Raw genomic sequence first — 21,467 nt, forward strand, 5'->3', positions numbered from 1 at the left:
ATTGCCTGGGCTTTGGCGCCGGCACCAGAACGCCGGATGATGCCCGCCGCTCCACCGTCCGCTTTCGGACCGTCCCAGACGGCTGCACATAAACAAGACGTTATCAACTCTTGAAGTGTTCCTGAGGATGCCTACTTCGGCAGCGATCGTTAGGGTGGAGTAGACATGAAAGTTTTAGTGGTTGAGGACGAACCGATCATCGCGTTCGACCTCGAAAATCTCGTCCTCGATAATGGATTCGAGATTGCTGGGCTGGCGCGCACGCAGGTCGAGGCGCTGGCTCTGGCTCCCAAAGCCGACATTGCCCTTGTCGACATACAGCTCGCGGATGGTCCGACAGGTCCTAAAATTGCCCGCGAACTGATCGATCGATACGGGATCGAAGTGATTTTCATGACGGGGAATCCGGAGATGGTCGCTGATTTCTCCGGCGCCGTCTGCGTCGTGCCGAAACCGCAGAGCCTTGGGAAGATAGAGGCGGCATTGTTGAAGTCCTTGTCCATCATACAGGGCAAGCGGCGCGCGCGCGCATCCTAGGCGGAACTGCTTCTATCCATCTGCCGCAAATCTCATGACAGGCTTGAAACGCATCTATGACTACGCAGCACACACGTGCCGACATATTGGCGAACACTCTCGAGAAATTCCGTGGGGCCGGCGTTCCCATCGACGCCGATCCCATCCTGCGCGGCTGGCTGGAAGCCTGGGTCGATGGCGGTTTGAAAATGTCCGACATCGCGCAGCGCTACCAGGACCTGCTGAAGCAAAGACTGAGTGTCAATGCAAAGGTGGCGGGTGGCGATGAAGCCGAGGATCCGCTCAGCCTCGAACACAACCACCGACTCATGGACCGGCACGAATTGCTGGAAGAAGTGGCAAAGCTGCTGTCCGAAAAGCCCGAAGATAGCCGCTAATAACCAGCTTGTACTCTCGCAAAACGCATCAGCGCTTGCCGGAGTTGCATGCTGAAGTAGCGTTACGTTGCTGTGGTTGAGGCCGGTGCAGGCATTGTGGCAAGTTCGCAACGGTATGTTATTAGCTTCAGGCAGAAACCCTAGAAATATGAATAGAAGCAATGCAAATCGCTAACATGCGCCTATATGCAATATTCATTGAAGACGTCTGAACCGAACACCTTAAAAAATGTCCAAGGAAATCAAATGAAGAAGCTCCTCCTCGCGGCCCTGGTCTCAACCTCGCTGGTCTCCGTCGCAGCCGCTGCTGACATGACGCCACCGATGCAGCCACCAGCTGCCGTTGACAACGGCATGGGTTTTTACATCGGCTCGCTGAGCTCGGTCTCCTTCCTGAAGCACACGGACTTCGACATCCTGGGTGTCAACATCAACACGAAGTACGACACCGGCTTCTACAGCGCGCTCCGCGGCGGCTATAACTTTGGCTCGATGGGTTTCGTCGCTCCGCGCGTCGAACTTGAAGTCGGCTACGGCACGGCCTCGGTCGACCAGCACCGCGTCACCGGCATCGGCAGCTTCAGCTCGATCAATTCCTACGGCGATGCAAACACCATCCAGGGCTTCGTCAACGGCTACCTCGACATTCCGCTGGCACCGGCTGGCGACACCGGCATGCTGTCGGTCTTCACGCCTTACGTCGGCGGCGGCGTCGGTGCGATGAACCTCAAGCTGCGCAAGCAGGGCGTTGGTGGCGTTGGCACGCTCATGGACGACAGCAACACGGCATTCGCCTACCACCTCGACGCCGGCGTCGGCATCAACCTGCAGCCGATTTTCTCCGGTTCGTCGCTGTTCGAAAAGACAACGCTCGACATCGGTTATCGCTACACCGCAGCCGACAACTTCGACTTCACGGCCCGCGACGGCACGTCGTCCAGCACTGATTTCCGCAGCAACGCTGTGACCTTTGGTCTCCGCAAGCAGTTCTAAGATCCGATTTCGGACATCAAAGGCTTCTTCAAAGGGCCCCGGCAAATATGCCGGGGCCGTTTTCGTTTCGCCTGATATTGTGTTTTCGGATCGTTTGCGGTTCAGACGATCAAGGTGGAATCGCGCCAAAGACGGAAGCCGCCTTCGAAAGCGAGGGTGTTGTCGCCACGACGGCAGGATTTTGGAAGCTCGTCCAGCTTGTCGACATTGCCGCCGCCGATAACGATGTAGTCCGGCAGCAAGGCTGCTTTCATCCGATCGACCACATCGAAGACGTGTCCGCGCCACTTCTTCTTGCCACGTTTTTTCAACCCGGCCTCGCCGAGGTAGTCTTCAAAGCTCTTGCCTTTCTTGTGCGACAGATGGGCGAGCTCCATCGGTTGCGCGACATTCTCGATGACCATGGCAGAGCCCAACCCGGTACCGAGTCCGAGGAAAAGCATGCGGCCGCCATCGTAGCTGCCGATAGCCTGCATCAGCGCATCGTTGACGATCTTGACCGGCTTGCCGAAGCTGTGGGCGAAGTCGAAGCCGACCCAGCCGTCACCGAGGTTGACAGGTTCCTCGATGGCGAAATTCCGACGAACAGGACCGGGAAAGCCGATCGAGATCACATCGAATTCCCAATCGCTGACAAGCGTCTCGACAGCGCTGACCATGGCGGTCGCCGTCAGGGACGCTCCCGATTCAATTTTCCGCTCCGGCGTGCCAGCGCTCGTCATCACCTTGACATGCGACCCGCCGACATCGACCGACAGCACGACCTGCGGCTTGTCTGCGCTGCGGCTCTTAGTTTTCGTCATCGTTGTTTCCTGTATCTGCAGCTTCCCAAATGTTGTCCGGGACTATCGCTATATCTCGGTGAGGCATCAGGCAAAAGCAATATGCCGTGACCATCGTCGGGGATTACGGCAGGTAGGCGATAGCGGTGATCGCCGTTCCCACCACGCCAAGCGCCAGCGAGGCATACCATGGCCAGCGCTGGCCGCCGGTGATGATGGCAATCGTGGCGATGGCGATGGCAATGTGGAGAAAGGTGGTGGCGACCGTCAGAAAATGATGACGGCCCTCATGGCGTGTAGCTTCGACGTTCGATTGCTCCGACCGGGCTTCGAATTCCTTCGCGGTCTTGGCGGCTTCCTGGCTTTCGGTCTCGTTGCGTCTTGCCTGTACCTGCCAATCGGGCGCGAGCGCCCCGCCCTGGGCGGCGGCGATGTCGTACATGTTCTTCTTGAGGCTCTTCGCCTCGAAGAAATTCCAGTTGTCGGTTGCCTTGTTCTGAAAGAGCACCGCCTCGGAGCGTGCCGCTGTCGCAGCCCCGCTCTCGATGGTTTCGAGACTGCCGGCGCTGGCAGCGAGGACGGCGAGAATGGCAATGCTGACGGCAACCCTCGACAGGAAGGAGTTGCCGCTATGGGCAGCGTGCTGTGCATGCTCGGTATGCTCGAAGGCTTCCGTGGCGTCGTTTTCCATCAATGTTTCCAATTGTTGACTGCATGGTTCCGGGCCGCAGTCAAAGTCGTTCACCAAGGCAATTTTGTGTTGGCAGCATGTTTAAACTGAAGCACGCGCTGCAACGCAAACTTTGTTAATGATCACCGCCGCTGGAATCTGAAGTTACTGTAATATAACGGTGAATTAACGTCGATTCCGACAATCGCGCAAGCTGGATTGACTCCGGTTGCATCTTCTCTAAACTTGGCTGCAAAAGATAAGGGGCAAAAAGATGACGCGGTTCGAAGAAACGAGGAGAATAAGGTGCCGGGACGATGCCGGGCGCCACATTGTCATTATCGAGCAGAAGAAATGGCCGCGTTTTGCCTTTGCCAACCAACCGATAGAGCCGGTGTTCGACTATATGACCGAGGACGGTCAGGTGGCAAACAAGCTCGAGGGCGAGGATTTCCTCTTGCTCTTAACCGATGAAGTTTTTCACGCTGCCTGAGGCTTGCAGTAGCTGTCACGCCTCCACAATCCTATAGTTCGAAGCGCTGAATTGCGCTTCCGCGCCATCACTGGCGCACCGTCGGCTGTTGTGCCGGCACGTTTCCCCGCCTCGCTGCCGTGTCATTGTCGCCCGATGTGATCGAATGCCGCTTGGCCGCCTTCGAGGGAGTTCTCCACGACAGTCTCAGGCATGGAAAAACATTACTATCGGTAAAATTGTAGCTGCGTTTTGTCAGCTAATTAAGGGTCTAGTGTTATAAGCGATCCCTGACGTGAATGGCCGTGAGCATCCAGATGAATTACCCCCTCGCCGACAACGAAGATGAGCGCATCAGGGCGTTGGATTCATTCGGGCAGATGAATACGTCCCCGGATTCCGATTTCGACCAGATCGTGCAGATGGCCTCGCGGATATTCGACGTTCCGGTCGCACTGATCTCGCTGGTGCACCGCGACCGGCAATTCTTCAAAGCGCGGGTTGGCCTCGATGTGTGCGAGACCGGACGAAACGTGTCGTTCTGCACTTACGCTATCATGGCAGCAGACGTCTTCGTCGTTCCCGACGCAAGTCTGGACCCACGGTTCAGTGACAATGCACTGGTCACCGGTTATCCCTGTATCCGGTTCTATGCCGGCGCGCCGCTGCTGACCAAGGAGGGCCACGGTATCGGTAGCCTTTGCCTGATCGACAACAAGCCGAGGCTCGATTTCTCCGAACGGGACAGGCGGGTGCTTCAGGATCTGGCTTCCATGGTGCTCGATCGGATGGAGTTCCGCCGTCTGGAGTGTTCCGACCGGGAAAGCCGCAGCCGCTTCCGCAATATTGCCTCGACCTCGCCGGACGGCATTATCTGCGCTGATAGCAACAATCGCATTACGTCGTGGAACGGCGCAGCTGAGGCCATGTTCGGCTACTCCGTCGAGGAAGCGCTCGGGCGGTCCCTCGACATCATCGTGCCGAAGGCTATGCATGCAAGACACGGTGCCGGATTGGCGCGCGTGGCGGCTGGCGGCCCTGCCCGCATCATCGGCACGTCGGTGAACCTCACCGCCTGCAGGCGCGACGGCTCCGAGTTTCCGATTGAACTCTCCCTCTCCCAGTGGTCCGAGAGCGGCGAGCGCTTCTTCGGCGCGATCATCCGCGACATCACGCTGCGGGCCGAGGCAGAACGCCAGATGAAGCTCGCTGCAGAATTCGATCATCTCACCGGCCTTTCCAACCGCCCAAGCCTCAACCGTCAGATGAACCGTGCCTGTTCGGTCGGCGCCCACGCAACCGTGGTGCTGATCGATCTCGACGGCTTTAAGGACGTCAACGATATGCTTGGACATTCGGCCGGAGACTTCGTGCTGCAGGTCATTGCCGAAAGACTGCGGAAGGCGACTGCCGACGACCAGATGGTGGCGCGTCTCGGCGGTGATGAGTTTGTGATCTTTCTCACTGGCACGGCCGATCCTCTCAAGGCTGCCAATCTCGGCCTGTCGCTGATCGCCCTCATCGAGGAACCGATCGAATTCGAGGACCAGCCGATCCACATCGGTGCCAGCATCGGGATCGCCGTGACGATTGCCGGCGATTGCAACTACGAAGAACTTCTCGGCAACGCCGATCTAGCGCTCTACCAGGCAAAAGGCGACGGACGTCATCTGGTCCGGGTGTTTACGCCCGAACTTCGCCAGAGCGCTTCGCGCAAGGGCGCGATCAGCTCGTCGTTGCGCCAGGCATGGCAGCGCCGGGAATTCGAACTTTACTATCAGCCCCAGGTCAACCTTGCCGACGGGCGCCTGACCGGCGCCGAAGCGCTGATAAGATGGAACCACCCGACGCTCGGAGTGGTGTCGCCGTCTGCCTTCCTGCCGGTGCTGGAGGTCGGCCTTCTTGCGGTGCCCGTCGGCGAATGGATCCTGCGCTCCGCCTGCCGGCAGGCGGCCCGCTGGCGGCGTGCCGGGATTGCGGATTTTCGCATCGGCGTGAACCTTTTTGCAGCCCAGTTCCGGACCCGGGATTTTGCCGAGGTTGTCGAGGCAATACTCGAAGAGTTCGATCTGCCGCCGGCAGCGCTCGAGCTGGAGATAACAGAGAACATCATTCTTCAGAACGAGCAAAGGATCATGCAGCCCCTGCGCCGCCTTCGTGCCCTCGGCGTCGGGATTGCCTTCGACGACTTCGGGACCGGCTTTGCATCGCTCAGCCTGCTGAAGGACTATCCTGTCAGCCGGCTGAAGATCGACCGCTCCTTCGTCAGCGGTGTCGATCGCAGCGAGAAGGATGGTGCCATAATCGAGGCCGTCGTCAAACTGGCCGACGGCTTCAGCCTGGAGGTGATTGCCGAGGGCATCGAGACGGAGGAACAGGAAATGCTGATGCGGCACTACAACTGCGACGAGGGGCAGGGCTATCTCTACGGCAGGCCGATGACTGTCGACGCCTTCGAGCAGCGCTATCTCGCCAATGGGGGCCGCAGTGACGCCGCTGCCGTTGTGGCCCGCATGGGCGATTCATAGAGACTGTCGTAACAATGCGCTGACCTTGTGCATGTCGTTTCAAGATATGGCGCCGATAAGTTGCCAGGTGGCAACTTCGTTAAGAGCAGAGCAACACCCTTTCCGGCGCTAACTGCTCATTAACCCTTATTTTCTTGCCAAGCATTGCGACTCGGAGCATCCTCACCTACGGATAATCCTCTTACCTTGGAGAAAATGCGTAGTTATGACGAAGGCCCGTAGTCAGCTTGGGGATACCCTGAAGCCGAGGCGTCCAATGACGGAAGTCATTGCGGCCGATGGCGCTGCTTTGTCGCAGGAGCTGCTGGCGATGCGTCAGGCGCTTTTCCCGCCGGTATCGCAGAAAACCTTGCGGTCATTTTCGTCCGTCGAGTCGGCAAAGCTTATCGGCATTACCGACGCCTATCTTCGCCAGCTTTCGCTGAATGGCAAGGGCCCGCAGCCGACAATAACCGCCGGCGGTCGTCGCTCCTATACGCTCGATCAGATCAACGAGATTCGCGTTGTGCTGGATGAGAACTCCAAGGGCAAGCACTACGTGCCTCGTCGTCGCGAGGGCGAGCATTGCCAGGTCATGGCAGTGGTCAATTTCAAGGGCGGCAGCGGCAAGACAACGACTGCGGCGCACCTTGGGCAATATCTCGCCCTGCAGGGATACCGTGTCCTTGCTGTCGACCTCGATCCGCAAGCGTCTCTGACTGCCTTGCATGGCTATCAGCCGGAATACGATATCGGCCCTAACGAGACGATGTACGGCGCCGTCCGCTACGATGGCGATCGGCGCCCGCTCACCGACATCATCCGCCGCAGCTATATACCGGGTCTCGATCTGGTGCCGGGTAACTTGGAGCTGATGGAGTTCGAACACGATACACCGCGCGCTCTTGCCGAGCGATCTGCAGAACCGTTTTTCGGGCGCGTTGCATCGGCTCTGGGGACAGTCGCGGACAACTACGACGTCATGGTCCTCGACTGCCCACCCCAACTCGGTTTCTTGACGCTCGGAGCCTTGTGTGCGTCGACCGGCCTGCTGATCACGGCCCATCCGCAGATGCTCGATGTGATGTCCATGTGCCAGTTCCTGCTGATGGCATCCGATCTTCTCGGTGTCGTGCAAGAGTCCGGCGGGGATCTCGACTATGATTTCATCCGCTATGTGGTGACGCGCTATGAGCCCTCCGATGCGCCGCAGGCGCAGATGGTCGGATTCATGCGGTCGCTGTTCCGTGAACGCGTGCTTACGAATGTCATGTTGAAGTCGACGGCGGTGTCGGATGCCGGTCTCTCCAAGCAGACGCTCTACGAGGTAGGCCGGGAGAACTTTTCCAAGAACACCTATGACCGCGCCATCGAATCTCTGGATGCAGTCAACGGTGAAATCGAGAGCCTGATCAGGCAGGCGTGGCGGAGGGCAACATGAGCAGAAAAGACACTCTCAAGGCCATGCTTTCGCGCCGTGAACAGGAGTTGCCAACTGGCAACTCCACAGCTGGTGACCCTGCCCCGCAGGTCGAACTGCCAGCGGAAAAGAAGCTTCATCACATCCGTTCCGGTGCCGTTGGTGCGATGGGTCGCTCCCTCGGCAATATCGCCAGCGCTGCCGATCAGGCGAGAGCGCTGATCGCAGCTGGCGCTGCTGTTGTCGAAATACCGACGGATAAAATAGAAGCCTCCTTCATTTCGGATCGCCTCGCTGACGATGGTGTCGATCTGGCCCGTCTCACCGATGCAATTCGTGAATCCGGCCAGAAAAGTCCCATCCTCGTTCGCCCTCACCCTGACAAGCCGGACAGCTACCAGATCGCCTTCGGTCATCGCCGCGTACGCGTCATGGCGGCCCTCAAGCGGCCGGTGAAGGCCGTGGTGCAGAACCTCAGCGATGAAGAGCTGGTGGTTATCCAGGGGCAGGAAAATTCGGCACGTGCCGACCTCAGCTATATCGAGCGCGGACTGTTTGCTCTTGCGCTGGAAGAACGCGGCTTCGACCGTCGCGTCATCATGTCGTCGCTCGGCATGGAGAAGACGCAGCTGTCGAGGCTGATGAGCGTCGCCCATTCGGTGCCGCGGTCGCTTATCGAAGCGATAGGCTCGGCACCGAGGGCCGGCCGTCCGCGATGGGTGGCACTTGCAGAACGTCTCGCCGATGCAAAACAGGGTTCCGCGCTTCAAAGCCTGCTCGATAGCCGGGCATTCAAGGATGCCGACAGCGACAGCCGTTTCGGTCAGGTGATGGAATGTCTGGCTGTCCAGAAGACGCGCAAGAAGCCCGAAGCTGTGAAAAGCAGTGCCGGTGTCCAGCTGGCGACGCTCGAGCGCGGAGGTTCAAAGATCAATATGGTGTTCGACGAAAAGACGGCACCGGCTTTTGCCGATTACGTCGCCGCACGACTAGCGCAGCTGCATCAATCCTATCTCGCGGAGCGACAGGCAGATTAAGCCCCAGCATCGCGAACCCGTATTAACGAAGCAAAAGAGGACTGTACCGCAAAAGAAAAAAGCCCCCGAACGTTGCCGTCACGGAAGCTTTCTCTAAGTCTCGCAGCTTGCGAATCGCATTTTCCGGAAACACCATCAAGAATCTTGGCTCCGTTTGGCGTGCAGATTTCTATTGCCTTATTGAAGGTGACGAGAAAATGCAGACAGGAAGTGTGACGACGCCCTTTGGTCGGCGGGATATGACGCGTGGCCTGCTGGCAAGCCAATGCTCGGTCTTTCCGACAGGGCGCTGGCGGTGCTGAACGCGCTGCTGAGCTTCTATCTGGGCAATGAGCTCAGTGCAAAGCACGGCCTCGCTGTCTTTCCCTCCAACGCCCAGCTGTCGATCCGCGCCCACGGCATTGCGCCAGCGACGCTGCGCCGCCATCTGGCAGCGCTGATGGACGCCGGATTGCTGGTGCGCAAGGATAGCCCGAACGGCAAGCGCTTTGCGCGCCGGGACGGGGAGGGGGAGGTCGACCAGGCCTATGGCTTCAATATCGCCCCGCTGATTGCCCGCTCTGATGAATCCAGACACTGGCAGCGCAGGTCACCGTCGACCAGCCCGCTCAGGGCGATGCGCGAGCGCCTGTCGCTCTGCCGGCGTGACATTGCCAAGCTGATCGCGACGGCGCTGGAAGAGGGCGTGCCGGGTGACTGGCCTATGGTACAAGGGCATTTCCGCGATCTCGTAGCCCGGATCCCACGCTCGCCCGACATCCATGACATCACGCCTATTGTCGAAGAGATCGATGAGGCCCCTGCGGCGGATGAGGCTTTCGAGCGCAAAAGCCTAACGGATGGCCGTTTGGTGAAACCACGACGGCGAGCAGAGATCAACCGGGCCTAAAGGCGTTTCCGCTCGGGCTTGTGTTGCAGGCCTGCCCGGAAATCCTGTCCTGCGGCCCGGGCGGCAGTATCGGCAATTGGCGAGACCTGATGGGGGTCAGCCCCAGCGCCTACGAGGAGGCTTGCGCCATCATGGGGCCCGAGAATGCGGCGACCGTCACGGCCTGCGTGCTGGAACGGGCCGGCAGCATCACGTCGGCCGTCAGATATCTGCGCGACCTCACCTGCAGGACGGAGCGCGGCGAGTTCGCCATCGGCCCGATGCTGATGTCGCTCGCAAGGGCCAATGCCGGTAGACGCGAGCAGACAGGGTGAGAGCATGGTAGATGGCGATTTGCTAGACATGATACCCGCGTTGTCAATTCGGCCACGCTAAGGTCTGAGCAATGGAAGCGTTGTGCCTTTTTACTACCGATAAGCTACCGACTGCTCATTACTGCAAATGGCTGAACGTTCGTAAAAATGGTTTTTTCGAGGTAAATAGTTCGGGCATCGGTCAAGAGGTCGCCAAGGCTCGCGGCAATTTTTGCTGAGCCTTGGCAACGAGTTTTGAAGTTCTATAGCCTCAGGCGGCCTTGCTTTCGCCGACTGCGGCAAACTGCTTCGACCAATCGGCATACCAGGTCTGGAACAGAGCAAACTGCTTTTCGACGAAACCGCGCTGGCTGTCGGACAGGCTGTCCGTTTCGTTGAAGTGCAGCGTGAATTCGGGATGGCCGGTGAGCACGAGCATGTGCTTGTAGTAGAGAACCAAATCCGGGCCTTCGTCGAAGGAGGACAGCACGCCAAGCGCCGCTTCGAGTTCCAGGGCGTGGGCGCGGGCCTTTGCATCGCCGGCGGCTGCGGCCTCGGACAGGGAAACAAGATGCAGGACTTCGCGGGGCAGGACATTGCCGATCCCGGTGATGGCGCCAGCCGCGCCGCAATTGACGAAACCGTGGAAGACCGCGGTATCGACGCCGACCATCAATGTGACGCCGTCGTCGCGGCTGGTGATGTTTTCAGCCGCATAGCGAAGGTCGGACGGACCGCCGAATTCCTTGAAGCCGATGAGGTTCTTGTGTTCGTTGCGGAGTTCGAAAAACAGGTCTGCGCGTGTGGCGAAGCCGTAATAGGGGCTGTTGTAGATGACAGCCGGAAGTTCTGGGGCAGCCGAGAGAACCGTCTTGAAATGGGCGCGCTGGGCCGAAACCGATGTGCCGCGCGACAGCACGCGCGGTATTACCATCAGGCCGTGGGCGCCGACGCGCTGGGCGTGGGCTGCGTGAGCGGCTGCCATCCGGGTGTTGACGGCGCCGGTACCGACGATGACGCGAAGACCGGCCTTCACCAGGCGCTCGACGCCTTCCATCCGCTGCTCGTCCGTCAGCAGTGGCCAGTCGCCCATCGATCCACAATAGACCACGGCAGACATGCCGGCCGCGGCCAGTTCCTTGCCCTTGCGCACGAGACCGTCGAAGTCGGGGCTGCGGTCGGCATTGCATGGCGTCATCAGGGCCGGAATGCAGCCGGTGAAAATATTGGAAGTCATTGCACTCTCCATCATGGTGTCGGTCAGCAGCGGTCTCGCGGCGATGCTTCGTTGTATACAGTTTGTATTTTAATGTCGATGCCGAATTTGCGGCGGCATGTGGATTGTCGACCGTATGCCTTGGTCGGAAGACGGAATGGGGAAGGGGGTGACAAAAGGCGTGGGAACGTCACCCAAGACGCCGGGCAAGCGACGAAGGGTTCGCGGTTCGCGCCAACAACGCAAAAGCACCTACGGCAAGGGCCGCACCACAACATCACAAATTATAAAAGGGGAAAGGTCAGCTTTAAAAGCTGAAATTGGTCGGAGTGGAGAGATTCGAACTCCCGACCCTCTGGTCCCAAACCAGATGCGCTACCAGGCTGCGCTACACTCCGAACCGTTGGTGTAGGCGGGGATACACAATTCACTCCCCGCCTGCAACAGCAAATGTGCCGGCATTGCCGTTGCAGGCCGATTTTCCTCTGCGGCCCACAAATTGCGGCCCGTCTGCCCCTTGTTCATCGCTGGCTGGCGGCTTGTCTCGATGACAGATGCCGTAAGCCCTGTAATTTGGGATCAATCGTGCGCGCAGAGAAATGCGGAGACCGTCTGCATGCAGAGATTCTTTTCCTCGACATGCGGCATATGGCTGGAATGTTCGAAAAGCACCCATCGGCAATCAGGCACCCGGTCGACATAAGGCTTGACCACGAGCGGCGTCGCTTCGTCGTATTTTCCGGAGATCAGCAGCGTCGGGGCGGTGATCCGGCCCAGCCGCTCCTCGATCGTCCAGTCTTTCATGGTGCCGATGACGTGGAATTCGGTCGGTCCGTTCATGTTGCGGTAGACTGTGTTGTCTTCTTCCATGATCTCGAAGGTCCGGGCCACTTCGGGAGGCCAGGGGGTGACCCGACAGACGTGGCGGTCGTAGAAGACGCGTGAGGCGGCGATATAGTCGGGGTCGGTAAGCGTGCCTGCTCGTTCGTGGCGGAGCAGGGTGTCTTGGACGTCCTGTGGCAATGCTTCGCGCAAGCGGTTGGCCTCCGTTACCCAGGTGTGCATGTTGGCCGGGGAATTGGCGATGACGAGCGCCGTCAGGCCGTCTGGTTGCCGCACCGCGTGTTCCGCGCCGAGCATCCCGCCCCAGGACTGCCCGAGAAAGGCATAGCGGTGCTGGATGCCGAGATGGGTGAGAAGAGCGTCGAGTTCCTCAAGAAACAAGGCGGGCGTCCAGAAGTCCGGGCCCTTGTCCGGCATGCGGGTCGAGTTGCCGTTGCCAAGCTGGTCGTAGTGGATGACGGCCCGGCCATCCAGGGCCGCGATCTCCTTGAATGCGTCGACATAGTCATGGGTGCAGCCGGGACCGCCATGGGCCACCACCAGCGGTAGCCGGTCGCTGTCGAGCGATCCGGTGATGCGGAACCAGGTCCGGTAGGTCCGGAACGGCAGATAATCTTCTTTCGAGGTCATGTCGGCCACCTGCGTCTCCATCTCGATGAACTATCGGGAGCAGCATAGAGGCGGAGGAGTGCCACTGGCAGCTATCACAAGTTATAGGATGGCAGGGTTTCCAGCAGCCGGTAATGGGTGGCGCGGACGACGGCCTGGGTGCGGTTTCTGGCGCCGAGCTTCCGGGCAGCGGCATTCAGGTGCATGACGACGGTCGGTACGGAGCGCTCGATGATCCGCGAGATTTCCTTGGCCGAAAGTCCCTCGGCGGAATAGCGCAGGCATTCCCGCTCCCGCTCTGTCAACCGCATCTTGGCGACCGTCAGGGCAGAATTGTCGAACAGGCAAAAGGCCGCCTCGTGGAAGACATGGGCAAGCAGCCCGAAGTCGGCGATGTAACGCAGGGCATGTTTCTTGAAGTCGCCGTTCTGCCCCAACCTGATGCCGGTAACTGTTGCATAGTCGCCGCGCGGCATGTGAACCGGCACGGTGACGCCCGTCGACATGTCGTGCTCGCTGAGATAGCGGGCAACGGGTTCGCTGGCTTCGCTCATGAACCTGTTGATGACCGTACCGGCGCGCCGGTCGTAGTCCCAAAAGAACGGCGTCGAGGTGCGCAATGCTACCTGCTGTACCGGGTCGAGCCGGAAATAACCGCGGTCGAACCAGTATTCGTGCATGTCGTCGGAGATATTGCGCAGCTTCAGCAGCGAGGGAAGCATGATGCCGCCGTCGAGGTCGTAGGGCACCGGCGTGTAGTCGTAGATCAGCGCCTCAAAGCCGAGCCTCTTGATCGCCTCGAACGCGTGGTCGATGCGCCCGTCAAGGGTGTTGTGGGCAGTGAACTGCCGTCGGATCGTCCCAATCTCATCGAGCATCGCTGTTTCCCCGGTCGTCGAACCGCGACCTATCACTTCTTATAGCTGGTAACGCAGCCGGTTTCCGGTAAAAATTTAGTCATGCCCAAAAGTTGAGCAAGAGAAATCTTCCTGGAGCCCCATCGATGTGGCATGAAATGCAGCCGGACGCCCGCTACGAGGTCGAAGTCGACGGCTTCAAGGTCGTGGCTTACAGCTTCGGCAGCGGCAGTGAAACGGTGTTTTGCCTGAATGGCGGACCGGGGCTTGCCTGCGACTATCTTCGTGAAGCGCACAGCTGCCTTGCCGCAAAGGGATATAGGGTCGTTACTTTCGACCAGCTGGGGACGGGGGCATCGGATCGGCCGGACGACGCCGCGCTATGGACAATCGAGCGCTATGTCGAGGAGACAGAGACGGTCCGCCAGGCGCTGGGCCTCGGCAAGGTGCATTTGCTCGGTCACTCCTGGGGCGGCTGGCTCGCCATCGATTATGCATTGCGCTACCCGGACAATCTCCTTAGCCTCATTCTCGAAGACACTGTCGCTGACATGCCGCATCTGATCCAGGAACTGGACCGGTTGCGGGCGGCGCTCGGGCCCGAGACCGTGGCGATGATGCAGAAGCACGAGGCGCAAGGGACCTACGACCATCCCGAATACCAGGCGGTGCTGACCATCCTCAGCTACCGCCATGTCTGCCGGCTTGCCGAATGGCCGGCGCCTGTCCGCCGCTCGCTCGATGACTGGAACATGGCACCCTACATGGCGATGCAGGGGCCGAACGAGTTCCTCTATATCGGCAATCTCAAGGATTGGAACCGCATCCCGGATCTGGGGCGACTGACGCTGCCGGTGCTGATCACGGTAGGCGAGCACGACGAACTGACGCCGGCCTGTGCCCTGCGCATGAAGCTGGCCCTGCCGAATGCCGAGCTGAAGGTTTTCTCCAACGCCAGCCACATGCCGTTCTACGAAAATCCTGGCGCCTACTACCCGGCGCTTCTCGATTTCCTGACCCGGCAAAAGGCTGCCTGATGCCATGTGAGTGCAAAGAGGTCCGGCTGGAGCGAGGGGGAGTGCGCCACGATGCATCGCTATAAGTTCATCCTGACCCGGCCGCTGCAGTTCGTGCCCGTGTTGTTCGGCATCAGTGTCATCACCTTCATCCTCGTCCGTCTCATTCCCGGCGATCCAGTGCGCAATATTCTCGGTACCCGCGCGACGCCCAGTGCCATCGCCAATATCCGCGCCCAGTACGGCCTGGATGAGCCGATGTGGGTGCAGTACTTCTATTTCCTGCGCAATCTCGCCAATGGCGAAATGGGCAAATCCATCCTCTACAAGATCGACGTGCTCAAGCTCATCCTCACCCGTATAGAGCCGACGCTGGCACTGGTCGCGACAAGCGTCGTCCTGTCGGTGCTGATTGCCGTGCCGCTGGCAGCGATTGCGGCGCGCAGCAATGGGCGCGCGCCCGACCACATCATTCGCGTCGTCTCGACGTTCGGCATCGGCTTCCCGCCGTTCTGGCTGGGGCTGATGCTAATCATCCTCTTCAGCGTCGATCTCGGTTGGCTGCCGGTCTCCGGCTACGGCAATACGCTCGGCGATAAGGCCGCCCATCTGCTGTTGCCGAGCCTGACCATTGCCTTGTCGCTCTCCACCGTTCTCACCCGCAGCCTGCGCACCGCGATGATCGAAGGCCTGAAATCCGACGTCGCAACTGCGGTGCGGGCGAGGGGCATGCCGGAAAGCACCGTCTTCTGGCGCCACGTCCTGCCTAACTCTCTTTTGCCGACCATCAACCTGCTTGCCGTCAACATCGGATGGCTCATCGGCGGGACCGTGGTCGTCGAAACCGTCTTTGCCTTGCCCGGCATGGGGCAACTGCTGGTCCGCGCCATTTTCTCCCGCGACTACATGGTGGTCCAGGGTGTCGCCATGGTCTTTGCCTGCGCCACGGTGTTCATCAACTTCATTGCCGATATCGCGACGGTGATGGTCGATCCGCGGGTGCGGCTATGAGTGTGCCATTGGCGTTTTCCACTGCGTTCGGCTGGCGCCGCGTCTTCGGGGGCCGGCTGACCCTGGCCATCGGCGCGGGCATCCTGCTTTTCTTCGTGCTCGTGGCAGTCGGCGCACCGTTGATTGCGCCCTACGACCCGGTCCTCCAGGCCGCCGATGTGCGTCTGCAGGCACCGACGTTGCTGCATGCCTTCGGCACCGACAATTTCGGGCGGGATATCCTGTCCCGCGTCATCTGGGGTACGCGGATCGATCTACAGATTGCGGTGATCGGGGTTCTCTTTCCCTTCATGATCGGCACGACGGTCGGCACTATCGCCGGTTTCTTCGGTGGGCCGGTCGACGCGGTTTTCATGCGGCTCGTCGATATCATCCTTGCCTTCCCTTTTCTGGTGCTGATGCTGTCGATTATCGCCATCCTCGGACCTGGGCTCGGCAGCTTCTATATCGCCATGGCGCTGGTGGGATGGGTGTCCTATGCGCGGCTCATCCGTGCGCAGATGCTGGTGCTGAAAAGCAGCGACTACGCGGTCGCGGCCGTCAGCCTCGGTTTCAGCCGCCCGCGCATCATGTTCCGGCATCTGCTACCCAATGCTATCGCCGGATCGCTGGTGTTTTCGATGTCGGATGCAGTGCTGGTTCTCCTCAGCGGCGCCGCAGTCAGCTATCTCGGCCTCGGCGTGCAGCCGCCGCTTGCCGAATGGGGTGTCATGGTGGCCGAGGGACAGAGCTTCCTGACGACGGCCTGGTGGATCACGCTGTTTCCAGGCTTGTCCATCGTCCTCCTGGCTTTCGGTTTCAGCATGCTCGGCGATGCGCTTGGCGAACTCTTCGGAGTACAGGAATGATCAGTCCCCTTCTCTCTGTCCGGGATCTGACCGTCAGGCTGCATGGCCTCGGCGAGGAGAGGACGCTCATCGATGCTGTCTCGCTCGACGTCGGCAAGGCCGAGATTGTCGGGCTCGTCGGCGAAAGCGGCTCCGGCAAGAGCCTGTTCTGCAGCTCGCTGGTGCGTCTGATGCCGTCGTCGCGCCTGAAGATCGACAGCGGCTCCGTGCTGCTGGATGGCCGCGACCTGACCGAAATCAGCGACGCCGAGATGCTGAAGGTCCGCGGGGCCGAGATCGGCATGATCTTCCAGAACCCGACGAGCCACCTCGACCCCGTCATGCGGATCGGCGATCAGATTGCCGAAGGTATCCGCTATCATCAGGATGCAAGCCCGCGTGACGCGAAGGCCGCAGCCATCGACATTCTGGGCCAGGTCGGGCTGCCCGATCCAGTCCGCCAGTACGACAGTTACGCCCACGAATTTTCCGGCGGAATGCGGCAGCGCGCAATGATCGGGGTTGCGCTGTCCTGCAATCCCAAGATCCTGATTGCCGACGAGCCGACGACTGCCCTCGATGTCACCATCCAGGCGCAGATCCTGCGGCTGCTGATGGACATCCGCGACAAACGCGGCCTTTCGATCATTCTCATCACCCATGACCTCGGCATCGTTGCCCAGACCTGCGACCGGATCGCCGTGCTGCGTGGCGGACGATTGCTCGAGACGGGGTCGAAGCGCCAGGTCCTGTCCGCGCCGCGCGATCCCTATACTGTCAGCCTGATCGCCAGCCATCCTTCTATCGTCGAAGAGGCGCCGTTCTCCGTCGGATGCGTCAGCGCCGCAAAGCCGGTTGAGCGGCCGCTTCTCGAGGTGGACGACCTCTATGTGCGCTTTGCCCTGGGCGGTGGGCTGTTCAAGGCTGGCGCGAAAACTGTCACTGCGGTTTCCGGCGTGAGCCTGCGGATCATGCCCGGCGAAAGTGTCGGGGTGGTCGGCGAATCCGGCAGCGGCAAGAGCACGCTCGCCCGCGCCATTCTCGGCCTGACACCGATCTCCTCCGGCCATGTCTCGTTCGAGGGTATCGATCTTGCCCAGCAGAGGCGCGCCGCCCTCGACAAGTTGCGCCATGAGGCGGCGATGGTGTTTCAGGATCCCTACAACGCACTCAATCCCCGGCTGCGCATCGGCGACATGCTTGCCGAAGTGCTGCGCGTGCAGGGCAAGACCTCTGCCGCCGATATTCCGGCGCGGATCGCCGAGCTTCTGGACCTTGTCGGCTTGGAGCGTGAGTTTGCCAACCGCAGGCCGCGCAGCATGAGCGGCGGGCAATGCCAGAGGGCGGGGATCGCCCGGGCGCTGGCCGTCGATCCGAAACTGATCATCGCAGACGAATGCGTCGCCGCCCTCGACGTGACGATCCAGGCGCAGATCATCGAACTGTTCCGGGATCTGAAGCGGAAGATGAACCTGACGCTGATCTTCATCGCCCATGACCTCGCCATCGTGCGCAATCTTTGCGACCGGGTCGTCGTCATGTATCGCGGCGAGATCGTCGAGGAGGGGCTCTGCGCAGAGGTTTTCGCCCGGCCGAAGCATCCCTACACCGCAGCCCTGATCGCGGCGATTCCCGATATCGATCCGGACAAGCCCTTGCTTGCCGACATCGCCTGCGAGCAGCGATTGACGCTACCACCTTCACTCGAACGACTGTCATAACAAAAAAGGGAACGATATCATGACCAGGAAATGGAAGACTGCTGGCCTCGCGCTCATCGTCGCGGGCCTCACCCTCAGCGCCAGCTTTGCAGAAGCGGCCGGCGTTCTGACCATCGGCCGCCGCGAGGACTCGACCACCTTCGACCCGATCAAGACGGCCCAGAATATCGACAACTGGGTGTTCTCCAACGTCTACGACGTTCTTGTCCGCGTCGACAAGACCGGCACGAAACTGGAGCCGGGACTGGCCGAAAGCTGGACGATCTCAGAGGACGGACTGACCTACGTCTTCAAGATCCGCGACGCCAAGTTCTCAGACGGCTCGCCGCTGACGGCTGAAGATGCTGCCTACAGCCTGTTGCGTATCCGCGACGACAAGGCATCGCTCTGGGGCGACTCGTTCAAGGTGATCGACACCGCAGTCGCGACCGACCCCCGCACCATGACGATCAAGCTCAAGAACCCGTCCGCGCCCTTCCTGTCGACGCTGGCTCTGCCCAACGCCTCCGTGATTTCGAAGAAGGGCATGGAGGCGCTCGGATCGGATGGCTACACCGAGAAGCCAATTGCTTCCGGTGCCTTCGTCGTCGACGAATGGCGTCGCGGCGACCGCGTCATCCTGAAGAAGAACCCGTATTTCTGGCAGGCCGATCGCGTCAAGCTCGATGGCGTGGAATGGATTTCGGTTCCCGACGACAACACCCGCATGCTGAACGTGCAGGCCGGCCAGCTCGACACTGCGATCTTCGTTCCCTTCTCCCGCGTCGCCGAATTGAAGAAGGATGCCAACCTCAACGTCGATATCGACCCGTCCACCCGTGAAGACCACTTGCTGATCAACCACGAGCATGGCGCCCTCGCCAAGAAGGAGGTCCGGCAGGCGCTGGATCTGGCCATCGACAAGAAGGCAATCGTCGATGCTGTGACCTTCGGCCAGGGAACCGTCGCCAATTCGTACATTCCGAAGGGCGCACTCTATTATTACGCCGACAACATGCAGCGCCCTTACGATCCGGAAAAGGCAAAGCAGATGCTGGCTGCTGCGGGAGCCTCGGACCTGAAACTTAATTATCTCGTGCGTGCCGGCGACGAGGTCGACGAGCAGATTGCCGTGCTCTTGCAGCAGCAGTTGCAGAAGGCCGGTATCACCGCGACCCTACAGAAAGTCGATGCCAGCCAGGAGTGGGACATGATCGTTGCCGGCGACTACGATGTGTCGGTCAATTATTGGACAAACGACATCCTCGATCCGGACCAGAAGACGACATTCGTGCTCGGCCACGACTCGAACAACAACTATTCGACCCATTACAAGAACGAGAAGGTGAAGGCGTTGGTGGCTGCCGCTCGCCTGGAACTCGATCCGGTAAAACGTGAGCAGATGTATGTCGATCTCCAGAAGATCGCCAAGGACGATGTCAACTGGATCGACCTTTACTACAGCCCCTACATCAACGTCTCGCGCAAGAATATCGACAACTTCTACCAGAACCCGCTTGGCCGCTTCTTCCTCGAAGACACCGTCAAGAACTGAGCGCTTTAAACATGCGAAAGGCTGCCGCGAGCGATCGCGGCAGCCTTTTCAATTTAGAGACAGTCAGATCGCCGACGAAAGGCGGCTTGCCGTGTAGAGGTCGCGCAGCTGCCGGCAGATCGGGCCGGGTTTTCCATTGCCGATGGTTGTGTCGTCGATCCTGACCACCGGCGTTGCGAAATTGGTCGCGGACGTCACGAAAGCCTCTGCAGCCTGCTTGGCTTCCTCGACGCTGAACCCGCGTTCCTCGACGGCAATGCCCGCGCCGCGCGCAAGGTCGATGATGCTTGCCCGGGTAATTCCGTGCAGGATCGCGTGGGAGAGGCCACGAGTTACCAGCGTGCCATCGGTCTTGACGATATGCGCCGTTGCAGAGCTGGCCTCGGTGACGAGCCCGTCCTCCACCAGCCAGGCGTCGTCGGCGCCGCGCCGCATCGCTTCCATCTTTGCCATCGAAGGGTAAAGCAGCTGGACGGTCTTGATATCGCGGCGCTCCCACCGCCAGTCCGGAACAGTGGCAACCGCGATCCCCGTCTCGTTACGGGGATTGGCGAGCACCGGTTTTGCCTGGGTAAAGAGCACGACGGTCGGCTCCGGTTTTGCCGGAAAGGCGAAATCGCGGTCGGCAGGACCGCGGCTGATCTGCAGATAGATCAGCCCCTCGTCGAGCCCATTCCGGCTGACGAGTTCCCGATGCACGGAAAGCAGTGCGGTCTCGGACAGCGGGCAGGCGATATCGAGTTCGGACAGCGAGCGCTGCAGGCGGGCGGAGTGGCCCTGGTAGTCGATCAGCTTGCCACCGATCACGGCAGTCACCTCGTAGATGGCATCGGCGAACAGAAAGCCGCGGTCGAACACGGAGACTTTCGCGTCGGTTTCAGCAAGCCAGTCGCCATTCAGATAAACAATGCGGGTCAAGTTTGGGTCCTCGGTCAAAGAGCGGGTTTTGCGAAAGGGGCGATATCGATGCCGTGTGCCGAAAGCGATGCACGCAGGGCACGGGCCATGGCGACGGCGCTGGGATTGTCGCCATGGACGCAGATCGTTGCAGCCTCGACCGGCAGCATCCTGCCGCCGATGGTGGGGATAAATCCATCCCGGACCATAGACAGGACCTGGTCGACGCTCTGTTGCAGGTCGTGGATGACCGAGCCCTCCTTCTGCCGCGATGTCAGCATGCCGGTATCGTCGTAGGTCCGGTCCGCGTAGACCTCGCAGGCAACCCGCAGGCCGACGGATTCCGCCGCCTTCATCGTCTCGGAATAGGGGAGGGTGACGAACACCAGAGACGGGTCGACGGCCTTGATGGCGCGAACGCAGACGTCCGCAAGCTCCGCATCTTCCGCCGCCATGTTGCCGAGCGAGCCATGGGTCTTGACGTGGGTCATCGGCCAGCCGAGCGCTCTTGCCATCCCCTGCATCGCGGCGATCTGGTAGATGATCTGGGCTTCCAGATCTTCCGGCCGTTCGCCCGAGATGCGACGGCGGCCGAAGCCGTAGAGATCCATGAAGGACGGATGGGCGCCGATGGCCACGCCCCGCGCCTTGGCGGCAAGGATCGTATCGCGCATCACTACGGGATCGCCGGCGTGAAAGCCGCAGGCAATGTTGGCGGTCGAAATCACCTCCAGCATAGCGCTGTCGTCGCCGATCTTGTAGGCGCCGAAACTTTCGCCCATGTCGCAATTGAGGTCTACGGTTGCCATGGCTGGGATCTCCTTGCAGGATAGGCGTCAGGCCAGCAGACTGATGTCATGCGCAGTTTACGACCGGGCGGTCGCGCGAAAAAGCACTTTCGGTTGACATACAGTTGGTATACTGAAATAGCAATATAATATGACAACCGACAATCGCAC

19 protein-coding genes, 1 tRNA gene and 1 pseudogene are annotated in these 21,467 nt (G+C 60.1%); 13 read left to right on the forward strand and 8 right to left on the reverse strand.

Annotated elements, in window-relative coordinates; all coding sequences use genetic code 11:
* The first annotated feature begins 165 nt into the window (after positions 1-165).
* The 3 genes from J5289_RS23400 to J5289_RS23410 all read left to right on the forward strand — a co-directional run bounded on the left by J5289_RS23400 (position 166) and on the right by J5289_RS23410 (position 1,907).
* Positions 166-537 carry a response regulator gene (locus J5289_RS23400; RefSeq protein WP_142832182.1) on the forward strand — a complete coding sequence of 124 codons (372 nt, stop codon included), beginning with the start codon at positions 166-168 and terminating at the stop codon, positions 535-537.
* A 56-nt stretch (positions 538-593) separates the two neighbouring features.
* Positions 594-914, forward strand: a complete 321-nt coding sequence (locus J5289_RS23405; protein ID WP_142832181.1) for a hypothetical protein — start codon at positions 594-596, stop codon at positions 912-914.
* Between the two features lie 246 nt (positions 915-1,160).
* Positions 1,161-1,907: an outer membrane protein gene (locus J5289_RS23410; protein ID WP_143123387.1), complete on the forward strand. Its 747-nt coding sequence runs from the start codon at positions 1,161-1,163 to the stop codon at positions 1,905-1,907.
* A gap of 101 nt (positions 1,908-2,008) precedes the next feature.
* Here J5289_RS23410 and J5289_RS23415 read toward each other — a convergent pair whose 3' ends face one another.
* Together J5289_RS23415 and J5289_RS23420 are read right to left on the reverse strand one after the other, a co-directional pair.
* Positions 2,009-2,710: an ROK family protein gene (locus J5289_RS23415; RefSeq protein WP_142832179.1), complete on the reverse strand. Its 702-nt coding sequence runs from the start codon at positions 2,708-2,710 to the stop codon at positions 2,009-2,011.
* A 103-nt stretch (positions 2,711-2,813) separates the two neighbouring features.
* Positions 2,814-3,380, reverse strand: a complete 567-nt coding sequence (locus J5289_RS23420; protein ID WP_143123389.1) for a DUF4337 family protein — start codon at positions 3,378-3,380, stop codon at positions 2,814-2,816.
* Positions 3,381-3,633: 253 nt separating this feature from the next.
* On the opposite strand from J5289_RS23420, the gene J5289_RS23425 reads away from it, so the two are divergent.
* The 5 genes and pseudogenes from J5289_RS23425 to repC all read left to right on the forward strand — a co-directional run bounded on the left by J5289_RS23425 (position 3,634) and on the right by repC (position 9,998).
* The gene (locus tag J5289_RS23425) at positions 3,634-3,852 is read left to right on the forward strand and encodes a hypothetical protein (protein ID WP_142832177.1); all 219 of its coding nucleotides are present in this window, start codon (positions 3,634-3,636) and stop codon (positions 3,850-3,852) included.
* A 296-nt stretch (positions 3,853-4,148) separates the two neighbouring features.
* On the forward strand, positions 4,149-6,359 hold the full coding sequence (locus tag J5289_RS23430) for a bifunctional diguanylate cyclase/phosphodiesterase (RefSeq protein ID WP_143123390.1): 2,211 nt from the start codon (positions 4,149-4,151) through the stop codon (positions 6,357-6,359).
* Between the two features lie 256 nt (positions 6,360-6,615).
* Positions 6,616-7,779, forward strand: coding sequence for a plasmid partitioning protein RepA (repA, locus tag J5289_RS23435; protein WP_143123395.1), 1,164 nt, complete (start codon positions 6,616-6,618; stop codon positions 7,777-7,779).
* Positions 7,776-8,795 (forward strand): plasmid partitioning protein RepB, encoded by a 1,020-nt coding sequence (gene repB / locus J5289_RS23440; RefSeq protein WP_143123391.1) that lies wholly within the window; start codon positions 7,776-7,778, stop codon positions 8,793-8,795. The genes repA and repB overlap by 4 nt, the downstream gene beginning before the upstream one ends.
* A 197-nt stretch (positions 8,796-8,992) precedes the next feature.
* Positions 8,993-9,998, forward strand: a pseudogene (gene repC / locus J5289_RS23445) (plasmid replication protein RepC).
* A gap of 250 nt (positions 9,999-10,248) precedes the next feature.
* On the opposite strand, the gene J5289_RS23450 reads toward repC, so the two are convergent.
* From J5289_RS23450 to J5289_RS23465, 4 genes are all read right to left on the reverse strand, one after another.
* The gene (locus tag J5289_RS23450) at positions 10,249-11,214 is read right to left on the reverse strand and encodes a dihydrodipicolinate synthase family protein (protein ID WP_143123179.1); all 966 of its coding nucleotides are present in this window, start codon (positions 11,212-11,214) and stop codon (positions 10,249-10,251) included.
* Between the two features lie 300 nt (positions 11,215-11,514).
* Positions 11,515-11,591: transfer RNA gene (locus tag J5289_RS23455), tRNA-Pro, on the reverse strand.
* Positions 11,592-11,772: 181 nt separating this feature from the next.
* On the reverse strand, positions 11,773-12,687 hold the full coding sequence (locus J5289_RS23460) for a proline iminopeptidase-family hydrolase (protein WP_161991071.1): 915 nt from the start codon (positions 12,685-12,687) through the stop codon (positions 11,773-11,775).
* A gap of 53 nt (positions 12,688-12,740) precedes the next feature.
* Entirely contained in the window at positions 12,741-13,523 is a 783-nt protein-coding gene (locus tag J5289_RS23465) for a LuxR family transcriptional regulator (RefSeq protein ID WP_143123177.1), read from the reverse strand.
* 125 nt (positions 13,524-13,648) lie between these two features.
* On the opposite strand from J5289_RS23465, the gene J5289_RS23470 reads away from it, so the two are divergent.
* Genes J5289_RS23470 through J5289_RS23490 form a run of 5 tightly spaced genes read left to right on the forward strand, consistent with a single transcriptional unit; the run spans position 13,649 to position 19,611 of the window.
* A complete protein-coding gene (locus tag J5289_RS23470) occupies positions 13,649-14,539 on the forward strand; it encodes a proline iminopeptidase-family hydrolase (protein WP_143123176.1) in 891 nt (296 codons plus the stop codon).
* Between the two features lie 51 nt (positions 14,540-14,590).
* Entirely contained in the window at positions 14,591-15,529 is a 939-nt protein-coding gene (locus tag J5289_RS23475; protein ID WP_143123175.1) for an ABC transporter permease, read from the forward strand.
* A gap of 8 nt (positions 15,530-15,537) precedes the next feature.
* Positions 15,538-16,377, forward strand: coding sequence for an ABC transporter permease (locus J5289_RS23480; RefSeq protein ID WP_374108595.1), 840 nt, complete (start codon positions 15,538-15,540; stop codon positions 16,375-16,377).
* On the forward strand, positions 16,374-18,077 hold the full coding sequence (locus J5289_RS23485; RefSeq protein WP_209207147.1) for an ABC transporter ATP-binding protein: 1,704 nt from the start codon (positions 16,374-16,376) through the stop codon (positions 18,075-18,077). The genes J5289_RS23480 and J5289_RS23485 overlap by 4 nt, the downstream gene beginning before the upstream one ends.
* A 19-nt stretch (positions 18,078-18,096) precedes the next feature.
* Positions 18,097-19,611: an ABC transporter substrate-binding protein gene (locus tag J5289_RS23490; RefSeq protein ID WP_209207146.1), complete on the forward strand. Its 1,515-nt coding sequence runs from the start codon at positions 18,097-18,099 to the stop codon at positions 19,609-19,611.
* Between the two features lie 63 nt (positions 19,612-19,674).
* Here J5289_RS23490 and J5289_RS23495 read toward each other — a convergent pair whose 3' ends face one another.
* A complete protein-coding gene (locus tag J5289_RS23495; RefSeq protein WP_209207145.1) occupies positions 19,675-20,529 on the reverse strand; it encodes a D-amino-acid transaminase in 855 nt (284 codons plus the stop codon).
* 14 nt (positions 20,530-20,543) lie between these two features.
* On the reverse strand, positions 20,544-21,317 hold the full coding sequence (locus J5289_RS23500) for a LamB/YcsF family protein (RefSeq protein WP_209207144.1): 774 nt from the start codon (positions 21,315-21,317) through the stop codon (positions 20,544-20,546).
* Positions 21,318-21,467 lie beyond the last annotated feature (150 nt).

The organism is Rhizobium sp. B230/85 (genome assembly GCF_019355735.1).
Classification (GTDB): domain Bacteria; phylum Pseudomonadota; class Alphaproteobacteria; order Rhizobiales; family Rhizobiaceae; genus Rhizobium; species Rhizobium rhododendri.